Here is a 16,252-nt window from a genome sequence, read left to right on the forward strand (position 1 = left end):
CACACACATGATCACTTGGGCGGCTGCGTCCACATTGCTCACCCCACCACCCGCATCAGCCCAGCTCACACGGCTAATGGCGGCTGCCGTACTAGGTATGGATGAAACCGTTTCTTAGTGAGCGTCCGGGAACTTCGGTTACCAGTTGCCGGTGCGGGCGAGGCGGCGTGACATTGTCATGATCATCGCGATGTGGATCATGGCTTCGTGGTGGTCGGGCTTGGTCTCGTAGTCGCGTACGCAGCGGCGATGCTTGCTGATCCAGGCGAACGTTCGCTCTACCACCCACCTGCGGGGCAGGACGACGAAGCCCGGCTCGCTGCGTTTGACGATCTGGACGGTCAGGTGCAGGACGTTGCGGGCCCAGACGAGCAGCCGTCCGGCGTATCCGGCGTCGGCCCAGACCAGGGTGATGGTGGTGAAGCGTTCGCGGAGCCGGGCCAGTAGTCGGTGTCCCGCGTCGCGGTCTTGTAGCCCGGCCATCGTGACGATCACGGCCAGCAGCAGGCCGCCGGTGTCCACGGCGAGGTGCCGTTTCGTTCCGTTGATCTTCTTCCCGGCGTCGTAGCCTCGGCCGGTGCGGGGCACGGTGTCCGCGCCGCGCACCGACTGGGAATCGATGATCGCAGCGGTCGGTTGCGGGTCGCGGCCCTCGTAGACACGCACCAGATCGCGGAGCGCGTCATGGATGGCCTGCCACACACCGGCCTTGGCCCAGACGCGGAACCGGTCGTACACGGTGGTCGGCGGCGGGAACCCGACCGGCAGTTGCCGCCACGCGATCCCGCCCCGCACCAGGTAAAAGATCGCGTCCAAGACTAGGCGACGGGGATGTTTCTCCGGCCGGCCGCCCCGCCCGGCGGTGTTGCCCGGCGCGGGCAGCAACGGCTCGATGATCGCCCACTGGGCGTCAGTCAGCGAGGAAGACGGGTAGAACCCGCAGGTCGGCGGCGCTGACACGCCCGCCGGGTGAGCCGGGCATGACACACAGACACACTCAGGCGACAATGACACAACGAGCTCCTGGTGAACGGTTGGCCTAGACAACCGCCGATCTACCAGGAGCTCGCTTCATATCGAACCACTACACGCCGAGCTTCACCGCCTTGTGACCATGCACCCTGCCGAGTTCCCGGACGCTCACTTAGAAGGGCCGCCGAAAGCTATTGAATCCGGCCTGGTCGCCAGTGGCGAGGCGCGCACATCTGCCGCGAACCGCTCGCTACAAGCATGACAGAGGCCGCGGTGTCGGATGTCCGACCGTTCCGATGACAGCGCACCCGATCTTGATGATGATCCTGTGCTCGGTCGTGCCGACGGGCGGATGCCATCATGCTGGCTCACTACGGTACGACGGCCGAGTAGAGGAGCAACGAGTCGTGAGCAAGCTGTCGTTGCCAGACAGGACCTTCCTGGAGGCCGTGCTGGGCATGAGTGGTGGATATGTCCTCGACCTCACAAATACATCAATGGCGCAGCTATTTGACGACCTCGCGATCGACATCTACGAGGATAAGTATGCCGAGTACGGAGTGTCGAAGGCAAACAGGTTGAGGACGCTGTGGAAGATCGACTCAGATTACGAAGTCGCGTCAACGCTCGGCACCCTGGCGGACTACATCGAAGCGAAGCAGGCCGCTCCGGGCTTTTCGGGCTTCCGCGAGGAGATCACGGACGATCAGATCGCCAGGATCCGGAGGATTGCGGCGGAGCTCGATGGTGCACCGTCTGCTGGTATAGGGCAGACAACGTCTGCCGACAACGTAGCTGATCCCGCACCCGCCATCTTCACTACCGAAGCGACGGTTTCAAAGAACAAGATTCAGATCGAGATCCACGGGGACATTTACAACCACATCGGGCAGTACCTGACGACCGGGGACTACTTCCACGCAGTCGAGGAGTCTTACAAGCTGGTGCGCGGGAAACTCCGCGAGATCACAGGCAAGGAGAAGGCCTCGGAGGTCTTCAACAATAGTGCCCAGAACACCGCACACTACGAAGCTCTCTTTGGTAAGGCGACACCTGCCAACGACGCGGAAGCAGACTTCTTCCGAGGCATTGGGTACCTACACTTGGGTGTCCAGCATCTCAGAAACGAGAAGGCCCACACGCCGGCAACACCTCTCGAACCCAACCTTGCCGTGCACTACATCTCGCTGGCGAGCCTCGCCTACGACCTGATCACACGATACGTCAGCGAAGACACGATCAAGGAGCTTGAAGACCTGGTATTCACCAAGCGCCAGAGCTACCGAACCGCAAGCGCCTTTTACCATGACTTCGAGGATGGCAAGTGGCTGAAAGACCTAGCGCCTCCTGCCAAAGTTCAGTCCTCGGCGGTGCGAAAGGTGCTCAAGACCAAATGGCTGGACGAGGCTGACTTCACCCGGAGCTACGACCACAGCAACATCGTGCTGATGCGGCTTGAGCTAGTGGTCGACGAGCTCACCGAAGCTGACCTTGACCGCTTGTTGGATCTACCGACAAAGGACTCGTACGGCAACGACCAGTCGGCAGGTATGCAGCAGTTCTTCGAGTTTGTTCAGAAGAAGTATCCGGACAGGATTTCGCCGAAGGCGAAGGATTGGCTCACGAAGGAGCAGTCCTGACGAGTGTCCTCCGAGCTTGAAGGGATAGGCTTCCGGGTCCAAAACTTCGGCCCCTGCTCCACTCGGGCCCTATGTTTTACGACGAAAGTTCCCATGTTCAAAGCATTCGTAGGGATTGGTGCAGCGACGCCTGACAGAGACGGCCTTATCGCGTGGCGCGGCTTCGCCCAGCCCTTCCGGCCGCAGCGCGACTACGCGGCCTTCGGCCCGTCGCCTTCCAGCGATCCCAGTACGACAGTGCGGTTCGCCGTGCGGCTGCCGACGCTGTGGCGATCGAGTAGTCATGGATGCCGCGGACGCGTTCATCTGGCCGCGATGACCGTACCCTGCGTGCCGCCGGCCGCCCCGGGTAGTCGTCTTGCCGCTGCCAGAGTTCCTACGAAGGATGACCGGGTTCGGTGCCGAACGGATCCAGACCCAAGATCGCAGATCACGGCGGCATTCGCGAGCCGCGAGCGTCGGCTTAGTTCACGACGCAGACGCCGGGCCAGCGTTCGGTGGGGCGGTGGCGGGCGAGTCGTTGCTGGGAGGTCTCCGGGCTGACCCTGGTCGGGTTGCGCCGCCATACGCCGTCGAGCAGGTCATCGAGGCCGTGCGGCGCGCAGACGACGATCTGGTCATGCGCGTCGATGCGGACGGCCACGGCCGTGGCGTAGTCGGGCCAGGTGGCGACCGCCTCGGTGATGGTCCGCATCGGAGCCACCGGGTCGCTGCCAAACTTCGCGGGATACCAGGTGTGCACGGCGGCCTGGTTCTTTGCCTCCCACGGCGGCTCCGGCCAGGCCGCCACGAGCTGCTCGGTGGCCCGGTCGTCGTTGTCGCGGCTCAGGTCCGTCGGATCGAGGAAGACGACGTCGACGTCGCGCACCGATGACGGGTCGAAGCCGTCGCCGTACCGTTCGCCCCAAACGAATCCCGGGGCACGACCGGACTCGCCGGCACCCATCGACGGGTAACGTGTCGTCGCCGTCGCTGAGACCAACCCACCGTCACCCGGTCACGCGGTGTGAGCCAAAGCGCGGGCTTCCGGCGGTTCGCCGGGCCCGGAGTGAGAAGCCGCGCCCCTTCGTCGTTTCGCGGCACGGTGCGACCGGACCAGCACTGACCCCTGCGTCACTGGGCTATTCGCGCTTCTCGCGTAGCAGGAGCCAGGTCCGGGGCGATCGGCGCGGAAGCTGCGGGCTGAGGCCCGGCTACCTGGTGCCGCCGCACGACGGCGGTGCACGAGATTCCAACTGTCGGCGTACCAGCACACAAGTGCAGGGCCGAGTACGGCTGGAGGTGCAAAGCAAACCCACCACAGTGTCGGCTTCCTTGCCGAGCGGCCTCTCGGAGGTTTGCGGCGCCCCCTGTGACGGTTTAGCTCGGTAACCCTGCGTGACGGACGCTGCTGAGCCCGACGCACCCTCAGCTTCCCCTCATGCCGATGAGCGCGCACCCGATCGTAAGTCGGAGCTGCACTACTTGGAACTGGCAAGGAGTGGCAGACCGCTGTCGATAGTGCTGTCGCCTGGCCCTTGACGAGTGGACCGGGATTCGACCCCACGCCTACGCTTCGATCAGCCCGCTTGCCCGAACGTACTCTGGAGCGGCGCCGCGGGCGTGAAGTGCGCTTGATGGGTGCAAGGTTGCGATTCCATGTAGATGTGACTACCAGCTATAGCTGACACGTTTCGATCCAACTTGATGACACCCATCGTCTCTGCCGTGCCATCGGAAGTCATGATGCATTCGCGATGGAAGGACCGGCCGGCACCGGGGGTGGGTGCCGGCCGGCTCGATGTGTACGGCCATCCGCAGTTTCCGGCGGCGGCCACTGCAAGCCTCGGCCTACCTCGGTGACCTGAGCGGATTGTCCGCGCATCACTCGCTGGTGTTACTCGACCTGGACGGAGCCGGAGAATCCGGTGGACCCGGCCAATTGCGTGTCCGGCCTCCTCAAAGGTTTAGGCGGTCAGCAGCCCGACGCCGAGGCTCACCACCCCTGCGGCGAGTGAGAGTGCGCCCACCCACAGCACCCAGACGAACCGGTTCGGTGCCGTGACGTTCCTGCCTGCGGACGACGCGAAGAATCCCGCCGACATCAGGATCGCGGCGATCGGCACTCCAAGCCTTGCGGTCCACAGCAAAACGCCGCTGAAGCGTGTGGCGTCCACATAAAGCAGGGCCACCAGGCTCAGTAGGACCAGCACGCCGGCGTGACCATGTCCGGCACGTGCGAAGGACTTCTGGAAGTCGGTCATCGGTACCTCGCCGCGGGCGATCCGCGTCATGAACCAGCCGCCTACCTGGATGGTGACGATCGTGAGCAGCGCCGCTCCGGCAAGGATCCGCGACTCGGTGCTGAGGGCCATGGTCTGCACGGCAGTTTCCCTTCGGGGTTGGGTGTGACGAGGGCTAGCGGGATGCCGGTGCGGCGGGGCGGGCCGGGCGCAGGACGCGCAGGGCCGCCGTGCTGTCGGCCGATCGCGTCACCCAGACGGCGACGGCGATGTAGAGGACCTGCTCGGGAAGGCGCAGCCAGAGCGGCTCGGGCTCGCCTCCGTTGAACGGCACGTTCGCGACGGCGGCGTACACGTTCGCCGGGAGGAGGAGCACGAACAGCGCGGCGAGGGCGATGCCCGCGGCCCACCGGGTCCGCGTCAACACCAGGCCCAGGGCGCCCAGCAATTCCAGTACGCCGGTGGCGTACACCACCGCGCTGGCGAACGGCACGACCGGCGGCACCATCCGGACCAGGTCGGCGTGATTGGGCATCACGGTGACGCTCGCCGGAACGAAGTGGGCGCTCGCGGTGACGACCAACATGACCGCGAGGGCGTGCGCCGTGCTGGCCGGCCAACTGGCGAACCGCCGCACGCCGAGTGCACCCAGGAGGCGGAAGATCAGCAGAGCGGAGGCGAGTACGAGTTCGATCATGGCCTTCCCCATCTCAATGGATAGCTGCGCTATCCGTTTTTGGATAGTGCTACTATCCATAACGACGAGGGGGAAGGCAAATGCGTATCGCGGAGCTGAGTCGCCGGTCGGGGGTGGCCGTGCCGACGATCAAGTACTACCTGCGGGAAGGCCTGCTGCCACCCGGCGAGCTGACCAGCCCCAACCAGGCCAGGTACGAGGAGCGTCACCTGCGCCGGCTGCGCCTGATTCGCGCCCTGATCGAGCTGGCGCAGGTACCCGTAGCCAGCGTGAAGGTCGTCCTGGAGGCGTTCGACTCCGAAGCCCTCTCGCTGCACAAACGGATCGGGATGGTGCATCGCGCCATCACCCCCCGCCGGCAGGTGACTGCCGACGACGATGTACGCGCCGCGGCCGCAGCGCAGGTGCGGGAACTTGTAGAACGGCGCGGCTGGGCGGTCGAGCCGGACGCGCCCGCCATCACAACGCTCATCGAGACCATCACCGCCTTGCGCGCGCTCGGCCAGGACCGCCTCGCCGGTTACCTCGACGCGTACGCGGAAGCCGTCGAGCGGTTCACCGATCTGGAGCTCGCGGCGGTCACCTCACACGCCGACCCTGACCAGATCGCCGAGAGCGTCGTGATCGGCACCATCCTCGGCGAAACGCTCATCGCGGCGCTGCGGCTGCTGGCCCAGGAGAGCATCTCCGCCCGCCTGCTGGGCCCAGCATCCGCGTCCGATCGCTAGGCAAGATCAGACTGCACCGTCTGGTCACTCGTGAAAGGTTCCGGGTAGGAGATCATCGATCCGTCGGACCAGGTGGCTGACGTACCCGGTCAAGGACGGCGTCGAGGTCGGCGGCGCCGGCCACGGTGGTGCAGGTGTCATCGATCCACGCTTCGCGTTCCGGATCGCCGCCTTCGGGCACTTGACCTCCTCGCTGCGCGCGCTCATCGCTCGCGATGGGAGTGGCGGCCTCAACTGCCGCGATCCGCGCAGGCAACCCCAACGGCCTCGCCGAAAATGACTCTATGCTGCTGCGATGCAACCCCGCTTGATCAACCAGGTGTGGCTGCCCGGCATTCGGCATGTCACGCAGGCAACCGGCCTTGGCTGGGTGGTCACCGAGCGAAACAGCGTCACTGTGAACCTGTTCGACCACGAACTGCGTCGCGTGGCGCGATTTGCGGTACCCTCGACGACCCGCAGATGAACGTCGGTGCCACTGGCCAACTCGTCGCGGCGGGCGATAAGCATCAGATCGTCGTTCTTGACCACAACGGCGCGGTTCGTTGGCGCAGCAGCTGGGATCGGCTCGGCGGCAGCGCCGGCGCCGACTTCGACCTGGACGGCGACCACATCCTCTGGGTCCGTCTGGCCGGCGCCAAGGAACTTGTCGCCATCCACGCCACGACCGGCAAGGAGATCCATCGCACGCCGCTGCCCGGCCCCGAGGCTGCCTGGTTCGTGCACCGACCCGTGGACACCTGGACCGGCTTGACGCTGCTCCATCCTGACCTGTCACCCGCCATGCTCGTCGGTCTGGACGCCGAACACATCGTGTTGCGACCGTTGGCCGGTGAGGACCTCGCCGGTTTCAGCCCGGCAGGCGACCGCTATCTGACCCTGGCAATCGACGGCTTCCTGTCCGTCCGCGACGTCACCACCGACACCGTGATCGCGGAACGACACCTCGAAGATCTGCCGGACACGCCACCATGCCTCGCGAGCTGCCGATACTTGGACCGAGCGGTGTTCCTCACCGACGAACTGATCCTGACCGCTGTCAGCGCCGCAGACCTGCCGGACGACGCCGAGGACCATCTACTGCTGTCGGCGCACAGCCTGCGGTGCCGCTCCCAGGTGCGTTACCCGCACCCCCACAGATCCGGCGCCATCCACCCCACGCATCAGCCAGGCCGATGGCTCACCCGCCATCATGAGGAGGATCAGCTCCGGCTGTGGCAGCTCGACGCTCGCCTCGACGATGAGCCGCTGCCGGGCCAAATCGCACTGCTCTGACCACACCGCCCTGCCGCCGGCCATGCCCGTTCGAGGGAAGACCGGACGCCCAGATCTGCCGCCGAGCGGTCGCTACGACGACCGGATCTGTCGATGGGCGCGCGTGCCTTGCCGGGATAGCGTTGGTGGCGTGACGGAGCCTGACTACAGCCTCGCGAAGATCACGCTCCTGGAGTTCGACGACTCTGTACGCAACCTGCCCGGTATGTATTTCGGGGTAGGCAGGGAAGATCCTCGTCTGGCGACTCGGGTGCTTTGCGCGGTTGTGGGGCACGCGTTTCATCCGGCAACCAAGGTCGCCGCGAGCCACACGCCCGACGTCGTAGCGGAGATCACCGCTGATCTCATCTTCTCGGTGACCGACGACCAGGCGGACATCCTGACCGGCCGGGGCATGCCGAAGCTCGGCTACTACGACTCGCTGCTCACCTGCGATCGGTGGTCGAGCGCCGCGGCGGCGGCCGTGAGTTCGCAGACCTTCGTCGAAGTCTGGCGACATGGGCACGGCTTTCGGCAGAGCCTCATCGGCTTACGGCCGGTCGAGCCACCTGCGGAGTTCTCCCCTCCCGCCGGAGCCGGCACCCGTATGGCCTACATCCTCGATCCCGCCTACTTCGGCGCGGCCGCGATCACAACCGATCTCGCCAGCCTCGACGTGCACGGCCCGCACTGCACCAACACCACCGGGCCCGGCAAGGTCGTCGTCCGAGACCGCAGAGAGCGGAGCCGCCCGAACGAATACCGGTGTGCCTGACTCGGGCATCCGGATCTGCCGTTGCGACACGAGGTCGCACATTGCGAGAGAGCTCGCTGATTGGAGGACCGAGGTGATGTTGGTGGTGTAGCTCCGGGCTCGTGCTCATGGCCTGGCCCCGCCCTCGCCGTGCGCTGCTGGTAACGGCAGGGTGCGAAGCCTGAGGGGAAAGCCGAAGGATCTCCTGTCCCACTCGGGAGGTCACGGGTGAGGGGCAGACCGGACGGGTGAATCGCGTGAACCTTCGTTGATGCCTCGTAAAACGGAGCCCCGCTGGTGGGATGTGGTAGCGGGGTGTAGGGACGTGCCGTTGTGATGCGGCAGGCGCTGGCCGGGCACGGCATCCGGTCAGGAGAGCACCGCCGTCCCCGGGGTAGAGAAGGCAGTGCGACACGAGGTCGCAGGTGGTGAGTGAGCTATATGTGTTGGAGGTTCGGCTGATGTCGAAGGTGTAGCTCCAGGTCAGTGTCCGTGAGACCTGTTCCCACCCCGGCATGCGCCGCTGGTAACGGCGGGGTGTGAAGCCCGGGGGAAACGCCGAAGGCTTCCCGTTCCGTCCGGGAGGTACGGGCAAGGGAAAGATCGGACGGGTCAATAGCGTGAATCTCCGTTGATGTCTCGTCACTGCCTCCCTCGCAGACGGGTCGTGGCAGTGAGGGTGAAGGGCTGGCCGCTGGGAAGCGGCAGGCGCCGACTGGTTATGCCTTGCCGGTCGGGAGGACACCGCCGCCCCGGGATAGAGGAGAGGCCCACCCCGATCGCGTCTCATACCTGCGGAACGTGGCAACCCCGTTGAGGTCCAGGCACGTGTGCACTGGTAGGCCGACCGTGAGGAGAGTTGAAGTCCTCAGCGGGAACAGGATGACGCAACAAGCGAAGGCCGGGACGTCGAAAGGCGACGGGAAGACCAGCACCGCTGGCCGCAGCCTCCTGCGGTGGTGCCGGATAACCGCCCGGATACGGACCCTGGTGGTCCGGCTCGAAAGAGCGCCCACGTGCGTCGGGTGAGCCTGCGAAGACTTGATGATCGATGGCACCGGAACCGAGGGACAAGTTGGACGCCACGACCAAACCGGCCACGATGAAGGTCGCGGGCGGGCGTGCCGTGGTGAACGGACCCGAGGACGACGTACTCGACTGGAACACCGTCGGCTGGCGGCAGGTCGAGGAAGACGTACGGCGGCTGCGGCAGCGTATCTTCGCGGCGTCGAAGGCAGGGGACCTGAAGAAGGTCCGTAACTTGCAGAAGTTGATGCTCCGTTCCCGCGCCAACGCGCTGCTCAGTGTGCGGCGGGTGACGGAACTCAACGCCGGTCGTCTGACGGCGGGCGTCGACGGCAAGGTAGTGGTGGGCTCCCAGTCGAAGGCCGAATGGGCCGACTGGGTCCAGAACCGCTCCCGGTCGTGGACGCCGAAACCGGTCAGACGCGTGTATGTGCCCAAGGCCAACGGAAAGCAGCGGCCCATCGGCATTCCCGTGATCGGCGACAGGATCTTGCAGGCCCTGGCGTCGGCCGCGTTGGAACCCGAATGGGAGGCGCGGTTCGAGCCCAAGTCCTACGGCTTCAGGCCGGGCCGTGGCTGCCATGACGCGATCGAGGCCATCTTCAACACCGTGCACGGGCACAACCCGCAGCGGCGATGGATTCTCGACGCAGACTTGGCGGCGGCGTTCGACCGGCTCAACCACAACCACATCCTCAGCCAGATCGGCATGTTCCCCGCTCGGAGACTCATCCAGCGGTGGCTGAAGGCGGGCGTGGTCGAGCGCGAGTGGTTCACCCCGACCGAGGAGGGCTCGCCCCAGGGCGGGGTGATCAGCCCGTTGCTGCTCAATGTGGCCTTGCACGGCATGGAGCAGGCCGCCGGGGTCCGCTATCGCACTGCCGGTATCAACGCCGGCAAGGTGGTGGCCGGCTGCCCCGTCCTGGTGAGGTACGCAGACGATCTTGTTGCGATGTGCCACAGCCGCGAACAGGCCGAACAGGTCAAGACGCGGCTGGCAGCCTGGCTGTCACCCCGAGGACTCGCCTTCAACGAGGACAAGACGCGTATCGTCTGCCTCGAAGACGGCTTCGAGTTCCTCGGCTTCCAGACCCGGCGGTATCGCAACGGCAAGCTGCTGATCAAACCGAGTAAGGCGGCCGTGCAGCGGTTCCGGAAGAGGCTGACCGCGGAGATGAGGGCCCTGCGCGGGGCCAACGCCCAAGCGGTGGTCGCCAGGCTCAACCCCATCATCAGGGGCTGGTCGGCCTACTACCGGAGCGTGGTGTCCAAGAAGACGTTCGTCTGGTTGGACACCCATATGTGGAAGCTGGCCCGCAGTTGGGCCAAGCGCCGACACCCGAACAAGTCGGGACGCTGGGTCGTAGACCGGTACTTCGGCGCGTTCCACCCGACTAGGCGAGACCGGTGGATCTTCGGCGACCGCGACAGCGGCGCCTACCTCGCCAAATTTGCCTGGACGGATATCGTCCGACACCAGCAGGTCAAGGGCTGGGCCTCACCAGACGACCCAGATCTGGCCGATTACTGGGCCGAACGCCGTCGCCGCCGCAAACCCCCGCTGGACCGATCCCGGCTGCGCCTGTTGCAGGCGCAGCACGGGCGCTGTCCCCTGTGTCGAGGGCTGCTGCTGCACGCCGACCAGGAGCCACAAACCCCACACGAGTGGGAACAGTGGGTCAAGGCGACCCGCAAGGCGATCCGCAAACAGGCGGTCATCGTCAATGCGGGCCGAGGCACGTCGGACGAACCCGTTGCACTGCAACTCATACACGCCCACTGCGCACGCCGGCAACGGGTCGGTGGCGCGAACGGACCGGCAGCGCGGGCTGCCTACGAGCCTGCGGGGCTTGCTTGAGCCGAGATGCCCGGAAAGCGGGCGAGTCCGGTTCTTAGGGGGCCCCGGCGCAGCAATGCGTCGGGGCTACCCGACCCCACCCCGGTCGTTACTCGCAGGTGCGGAACGTGGTAACCGTGCGCCACGAGGCGCTTTGTGACTGTGTGGAGGTGAAAGGACTTCGCCGTTGGGTCGTCGCAGCGGCCTGATTGAAGCTGAGGGCAGCCTGGTCCGGGAGACGCCGGGGATGGCGGGAAGCAGCCCTGACAAAGCCGGGACGTATCGGCACTGCCAGATGGTGCGGGTCCGGCAAGCGAGACGAGAAGGTGCACGAGAGAAATCAGTGGTAAAGCACCCGTAAGCGTTCCACCGGCTCAAATCTGGCAGATATGGGCCGGGGTGCAGTGCGTGACTCTCGCCGGCGGGCGGGGGTCAACTCTGAAGTCGGTTGGTTTTGCCGGCCACGAGGCCACGGTGAAGGACTGCGGCGTAACCGTGGCGATGCTGCCGGGGCAGGAGCTGGGCGCCTAACTCGTCGAACGGTCGCAAGGTGAACGTGGGAACCGCCTATGGTCGCCCTCCCTGCCGGGTTTCCAGCTCGGTCGATGGGCAGGCTCGTCGTCGGCTGATGGTCATAGGTGGGGCGGAGGCTCCGTAGTAGTCGCGGGCGTAGCGACCCGTCATGGGGGCCGGGAGAGCCGGCCGCAGGGCGAAGGGGGCCAGCAAGTCGAGCAGTGATGGAGGTTGGAATGCTCGGAGGCCGTTGGTGAATACCGATGAGCCGGTGCTGGGGCTGTATACAGCTGAGCGTCGGGTACGAGAGATCCAGACCAAGCTGCACCGGTGGGCCAGTGATGATCCTCATCGCCGGTTTGATGATTTGTACAACCTTGTCTGTGATCCCGCGTTTGTGTTGGTGGCGTGGGATCGGGTGCGGCACAACAAGGGCGCCCGCTCAGCCGGGGTGGATGGTAGGACCGCTTACGCGATCGAGGCCGAGATCGGGGCGGAGGTGTTCTGCGACCGGCTGCGACAGCGGTTGAAGACCCGCACGTTCCGGCCGGTTGCGGTCCGGGAGCGGATGATTCCCAAGGCGAACGGCAAGAAGCGTCGGCTGGGGATCGCGACCGTGTCCGACCGGGTGGTCCAGGCGTCCTTGAAGCTGGTATTGGAGCCGATCTTCGAGGCGGATTTTCTCCCGTACTCCTACGGGTTCCGTCCAAGGCGCCGAACTCATGACGCGGTGGCCGAGGTTCGCCATTTCACCTCCCGCACGTATGAGTGGGTCGTGGAGGGCGACATCAAAGCCTGTTTCGACGAAATCTCGCATTCGGCACTTATGGATCGGGTGCGGAAACGTGTCGGGGACAAACGCGTCCTGGCGCTGGTGAAGGCGTTCCTGAAAGCGGGCATCCTCACCGAGGATGGCACGCTGCGGGAAACCGACGCCGGCACGCCGCAGGGGTCAATTCTTTCGCCGTTGCTCAGCAATGTGGCCTTGTCGGTCTTGGACGAGTACATCGCCCAGGCTCCGGGTGGGCCCCGGGCGACCCCGTATCAACGGGTCAAGCGTCGGCGTCTCGGTCTTCCCAACTACCGGCTTATCAGGTACGCGGATGACTGGGTCCTGGCTATCTCAGGTACCAGGGAACACGCTGAAACCTTGCGAGGGGAAATAGCGGAAGTTCTATCCGGCATGGGTTTGCGCCTGTCGCCGGAAAAGACTCTCATTACCCACATAGATAAGGGCCTCGACTTCCTCGGCTGGCGCATCCAGCGTCACCGGAAGCGAGGCTCCAGCAAACACTACGTCTATACCTATCCGGCCAAGAAGACGCTACGCGCCATCATGGCCAAGGTGAAGGCGGTGTGCTGGCAGAACACGAACCTGCCGCTCGAAGCCCTGCTGCGTCAGCTCAACCCAATGCTGGCAGGCTGGACCGCTCACTTCAAGCACGGCAGCTCAAAGGCCACCTTCAGTTACCTGCACCACTACCTGTGGCATCAGGTGATCCGATGGATCGGTCACAAGCACCGCCGCACACCTTGGAGAGCACTCCGACGCCGTTACAGCGCAGGAGACGGGTGGCCAGCTCACGGAGAGGTCGTGCTGTTCAACCCCGAGGCGGTGCACATCGTGCGCTACCGCTATCGGGGAGCACAGATCCCGAAACCGTGGGCGAGCACAGTGTGAGGAAAACCGCGAAACCCTGCGGGACTTGCGGAGAGCCCGGTGCCCAGTAATGGGCACGCCGGGTTCGGAGGGCGGGTCAGGGAAACGGGCCGGTCGAAATACCGGCACCGCGCCCTGATCCGACCCTACCCGACGGGGTCCAGCGCCAGTGTGGTGGCTGGTAAGCCGACCGTGAGGAAGGCCCAACTCCCCGGGCGGGAATGGGATGACCCGAGAAGCGAACGCCGGCGGCCGAAAGGCGGCAGGAAACCATGACAGTGTGCTGCCTCCTCCGGGCAGCGTCGTGGATAACTGGCCGGATACCGGGCCTGGTGCCCGGCCGTGAAAGCGGGCTGACGCGGGTCAGGTGAGCCTGTGCGGAGACGATGACAACAAGGCTGGAACCGAAGGACAAGTTGGACGCTGCCCCGGTTGGGGTGGTGAACGGACCGGAGGACGTGCTCGACTGGCACGCGGTGGATTGGCGGGCCTGTGTGGAGCAGGGGTTCACCTGGGGTGGCAGGGAGTGGCCCACGTTCACCCACGTCCCCCGGACCGCCGTTCTCCCAGCCCAGGGCCACACCCGGAGCACACAAACCCCGGTTTGCGACCGGCGGTCGGCCGCGGTGACCCGCGTTGGCACCGGTTCACCCGGGTTGGCATCCGCTGGAGAGCACACGTCGAGCACATCACGCAAGATCATGATGGGGCCGTCCGTTAGGCCAGTCGTCGCGACTTCCGCAGGAAGACGTGCAGTCGAGCGACTGACCCCAGCTGGTCAAAGGTCAGAGCCGGTGCTGCTCCCAGTGCTTTTCTATCCAGGAAAGGTGGCCGTGCTCCAACTTCGTTGCAAGGGGCTTGCCCTGAAGAGGCGCGTAACTCGGGTACATGAGCAGGTCGTTGCGTAGATCAATGGTCACGGCCCCGGCGTTGACTCTGTTGGTTAACTCGCTGTGATCTTGGTCTTCTGGCAGAGGTTCTTGAAGGGTGATCGTGGTCGGGCTGGTGCGGGTTGGTTGTCGCGGTGGTTCCAGTCGGCGATCCGGGCGGCGTTCATGCCGCAGGCGGTGAGGACGTGCTGGACGCGGGTCTTGGCCAGGCCGGTGTAGCGGTTGTGTCGTAGGTGGTGGGCGCGGGTGGCTTGGGAGATGGTGCCTTCGATCCCGGCTCGGGTGTTGTAGCGCTGTTTCCAGGCGGGGTCGTGTTGGGCGGCGCGGTTGGCGAGTTGGATCTCGTAGAGGTCGCGGGCGGGGATGAGGATCTGCCGGCCGCTGGTGAAGCTGGTCGTGCAGTCGGGGCGCATCGGGCAGGGCCGGCAGTCGGTGTCGGCGAACCCGATCGCGGTGCCGGGGCCGCTGTTGTGGGCGCGGGGCCGCCAGGTGGTGCTGGTCTTCCCGCCGGGACAGGTCGCGGTGCGGGTGTCGAAGTCGATGTGGAAGCTGTCACGGTCGAAGCCCTTGCCGGCGCGGGCCTGCCAGGACGAGTCACGGGTGAGCGGGCCGATGATCTGGGTGCCCTGGCCGGCGGCGCGGGCGATGGCGTCGGCGGTGACGTAGCCCTCGTCCAGGTAGTGCTCGGCCAGGGTGAGGTCACGGGCCTGCAGGCTGGTGGTGATCGCGGGCAGAGTCGCGTTGTCGGCGTCGGTCGCCGGCGTCGTCTGCACGTCGATGATCAAGTTCGGGGTGTCGAGATCGCAGGTCTCACTCAGGTGGGCTTTGTAGCCGCGCCAGCTGGTGTCGCGTTTACGGCTCCACCGGGAGTCAAGGTCGAAAGGGGAGTCGAGGAAGTCAGCTCCTTCCCGGAACCGGCCGTGCCGCAGCACCCAGACACCCTGCGCGTCACGGACGCATTCCTGGTCCCAGATTGCCCGCAGGGCACCGACCGTGGGTAGGTTGTTCAACCATTGCGCGTCGGGATCATCGTCGATGGCCGCGAGTAGGGCGGCGCCGTCGGCGGCCACGGCCTGTCCGAACCGGTCGCGTGCCTGCTCACCGGCGGGCAGGTGCGCTGAGTCGATCCGCCGGCCGTAACGCTGCTCCCATTCCGGTCGGATCCGCAGCGTCAGCCAGCCCGGGGCGACCTGCGCGAGCTGGTTCACCACGGCCCGCATCGTCTCGCCGAGGCGTTCCAGGCGACTCAACGCGCTGATCTTGGCCAGCACGTGGGTGGAATCGGTACGCGCCTTGCCCCCACCCCGGAGCAGACCCGCCTCACGAGCCGCGTCCAGCATCAACTCCAGCAGGCGTATCGCACGCCCGTCACCGGCGAGCCGGTCACGGAACTCCGAGAGCACCGAGTAGTGGAACCCCGTGTCGTCCAAGGCCAGGCCCAGCGCATACTTCCAGTCCATCCGGGTCCTGACCGCATCCGCGGCGTCACGATCAGTCAGATCTTCCATCGCCTGCAACACGCACACCAACGCCAACAGACCCGGCGGCACCGCGCTGCGCCCCTCGACGGCGAACCAGCCCGCGAACTCGACGTCATCGAAGATCGCACCGAGCGTGTCCCGAACACGCGTCACCCGCGTACCACCCGGACACGCCGCCCGGACCACCGCCACGGTCTGCGCCGGAATCTCCACCGACGCCCTCGGCCTCATCGACATCCCGGCACAATACTCCATAAAGGACAGACAACCAGAACAACGTCCAGCTCGAAGATGATCACAGCGAGTTAACCAACAGAGTCCGGCGTTGTTCCTTTGTGTCCGGCTTGATCATGGTTTGTTAGATGCCGTAGACGGCGAAGGTGTCGGTGCGGTCGTGTAGGTCGCGGCGGGCGTGGGCGATGTTGGCGCGTCCGGCGAGGCGGAAGGTGTTGAGGGTTAGGTTGCGGAAGGTGGCCAGGGCGGGGGGGGTGTCTCTATGGTCTTTGTCAACCGGTAACGGCGAGGTTTTCGGGGTTTTTGGTGCTGGGTTGCTGGTAGGGCTGCTTGTCACGGAGCAT

Annotated in this window: 13 protein-coding genes and 1 pseudogene; 8 read left to right on the top strand and 6 right to left on the bottom strand. The window is 65.5% G+C overall.

Annotation, left to right across the window (positions count from 1 at the left end; all coding sequences use genetic code 11):
• Positions 1-138: 138 nt before the first annotated feature.
• Positions 139-960: an IS5 family transposase gene (locus ABZ807_RS31775; protein WP_357166327.1), complete on the bottom strand. Its 822-nt coding sequence runs from the start codon at positions 958-960 to the stop codon at positions 139-141.
• Positions 961-1,379: 419 nt separating this feature from the next.
• Between ABZ807_RS31775 and ABZ807_RS31780 the strand changes: the two genes are divergently transcribed.
• A complete protein-coding gene (locus tag ABZ807_RS31780; RefSeq protein WP_357166330.1) occupies positions 1,380-2,612 on the top strand; it encodes a TIGR02391 family protein in 1,233 nt (410 codons plus the stop codon).
• 463 nt (positions 2,613-3,075) lie between these two features.
• On the opposite strand, the gene ABZ807_RS31785 is transcribed toward ABZ807_RS31780, so the two are convergent.
• The 3 genes from ABZ807_RS31785 to ABZ807_RS31795 all read right to left on the bottom strand — a co-directional run bounded on the left by ABZ807_RS31785 (position 3,076) and on the right by ABZ807_RS31795 (position 5,531).
• Positions 3,076-3,558, bottom strand: a complete 483-nt coding sequence (locus ABZ807_RS31785; RefSeq protein ID WP_357166333.1) for a nucleotidyltransferase family protein — start codon at positions 3,556-3,558, stop codon at positions 3,076-3,078.
• 1,000 nt (positions 3,559-4,558) lie between these two features.
• Positions 4,559-4,966, bottom strand: a complete 408-nt coding sequence (locus ABZ807_RS31790; RefSeq protein ID WP_357166362.1) for a hypothetical protein — start codon at positions 4,964-4,966, stop codon at positions 4,559-4,561.
• Between the two features lie 43 nt (positions 4,967-5,009).
• On the bottom strand, positions 5,010-5,531 hold the full coding sequence (locus tag ABZ807_RS31795) for a hypothetical protein (protein ID WP_357166336.1): 522 nt from the start codon (positions 5,529-5,531) through the stop codon (positions 5,010-5,012).
• Between the two features lie 80 nt (positions 5,532-5,611).
• Here ABZ807_RS31795 and ABZ807_RS31800 point away from each other — a divergent pair, with 80 nt between their 5' ends.
• From ABZ807_RS31800 to ltrA (ABZ807_RS31830), 7 genes are all read left to right on the top strand, one after another.
• Complete coding sequence (locus tag ABZ807_RS31800) at positions 5,612-6,259, top strand: MerR family transcriptional regulator (RefSeq protein WP_357166339.1); 648 nt, start codon at positions 5,612-5,614, stop codon at positions 6,257-6,259.
• Positions 6,260-6,554: 295 nt separating this feature from the next.
• Complete coding sequence (locus tag ABZ807_RS31805) at positions 6,555-6,725, top strand: hypothetical protein (protein ID WP_357166342.1); 171 nt, start codon at positions 6,555-6,557, stop codon at positions 6,723-6,725.
• Entirely contained in the window at positions 6,722-7,534 is an 813-nt protein-coding gene (locus tag ABZ807_RS31810) for a hypothetical protein (protein ID WP_357166345.1), read from the top strand. The genes ABZ807_RS31805 and ABZ807_RS31810 overlap by 4 nt, the downstream gene beginning before the upstream one ends.
• A 130-nt stretch (positions 7,535-7,664) precedes the next feature.
• Positions 7,665-8,288 carry a hypothetical protein gene (locus ABZ807_RS31815; protein ID WP_357166348.1) on the top strand — a complete coding sequence of 208 codons (624 nt, stop codon included), beginning with the start codon at positions 7,665-7,667 and terminating at the stop codon, positions 8,286-8,288.
• 1,054 nt (positions 8,289-9,342) lie between these two features.
• A complete protein-coding gene (ltrA, locus tag ABZ807_RS31820) occupies positions 9,343-11,151 on the top strand; it encodes a group II intron reverse transcriptase/maturase (protein WP_357166351.1) in 1,809 nt (602 codons plus the stop codon).
• 387 nt (positions 11,152-11,538) lie between these two features.
• Positions 11,539-11,661 carry a hypothetical protein gene (locus ABZ807_RS31825; RefSeq protein ID WP_357166354.1) on the top strand — a complete coding sequence of 41 codons (123 nt, stop codon included), beginning with the start codon at positions 11,539-11,541 and terminating at the stop codon, positions 11,659-11,661.
• Positions 11,662-11,896: 235 nt separating this feature from the next.
• Positions 11,897-13,324 (top strand): group II intron reverse transcriptase/maturase, encoded by a 1,428-nt coding sequence (ltrA, locus tag ABZ807_RS31830; protein WP_357166356.1) that lies wholly within the window; start codon positions 11,897-11,899, stop codon positions 13,322-13,324.
• Between the two features lie 922 nt (positions 13,325-14,246).
• Here ltrA (ABZ807_RS31830) and ABZ807_RS31835 read toward each other — a convergent pair.
• Complete coding sequence (locus tag ABZ807_RS31835; protein ID WP_357166359.1) at positions 14,247-15,929, bottom strand: IS1182 family transposase; 1,683 nt, start codon at positions 15,927-15,929, stop codon at positions 14,247-14,249.
• Positions 15,930-16,032: 103 nt separating this feature from the next.
• Positions 16,033-16,252 (bottom strand): annotated as a pseudogene (locus tag ABZ807_RS31840) (hypothetical protein); the annotation flags it as partial.

It is taken from the genome of Micromonospora sp. NPDC047548 (assembly GCF_040642975.1).
Lineage (GTDB): Bacteria > Actinomycetota > Actinomycetes > Mycobacteriales > Micromonosporaceae > Micromonospora.

Coding starts and splice junctions, on each gene's coding strand:
- ABZ807_RS31785 (WP_357166333.1), bottom strand. CDS start 3,558: ATGGGTGCCGGCGAGTCCGGTCGTGCCCCGGGATTCGTTTGGGGCGAA.
- ABZ807_RS31790 (WP_357166362.1), bottom strand. CDS start 4,966: ATGGCCCTCAGCACCGAGTCGCGGATCCTTGCCGGAGCGGCGCTGCTC.
- ABZ807_RS31795 (WP_357166336.1), bottom strand. CDS start 5,531: ATGATCGAACTCGTACTCGCCTCCGCTCTGCTGATCTTCCGCCTCCTG.
- ABZ807_RS31800 (WP_357166339.1), top strand. CDS start 5,612: ATGCGTATCGCGGAGCTGAGTCGCCGGTCGGGGGTGGCCGTGCCGACG.
- ABZ807_RS31805 (WP_357166342.1), top strand. CDS start 6,555: ATGCAACCCCGCTTGATCAACCAGGTGTGGCTGCCCGGCATTCGGCAT.
- ABZ807_RS31810 (WP_357166345.1), top strand. CDS start 6,722: ATGAACGTCGGTGCCACTGGCCAACTCGTCGCGGCGGGCGATAAGCAT.
- ABZ807_RS31835 (WP_357166359.1), bottom strand. CDS start 15,929: ATGGAGTATTGTGCCGGGATGTCGATGAGGCCGAGGGCGTCGGTGGAG.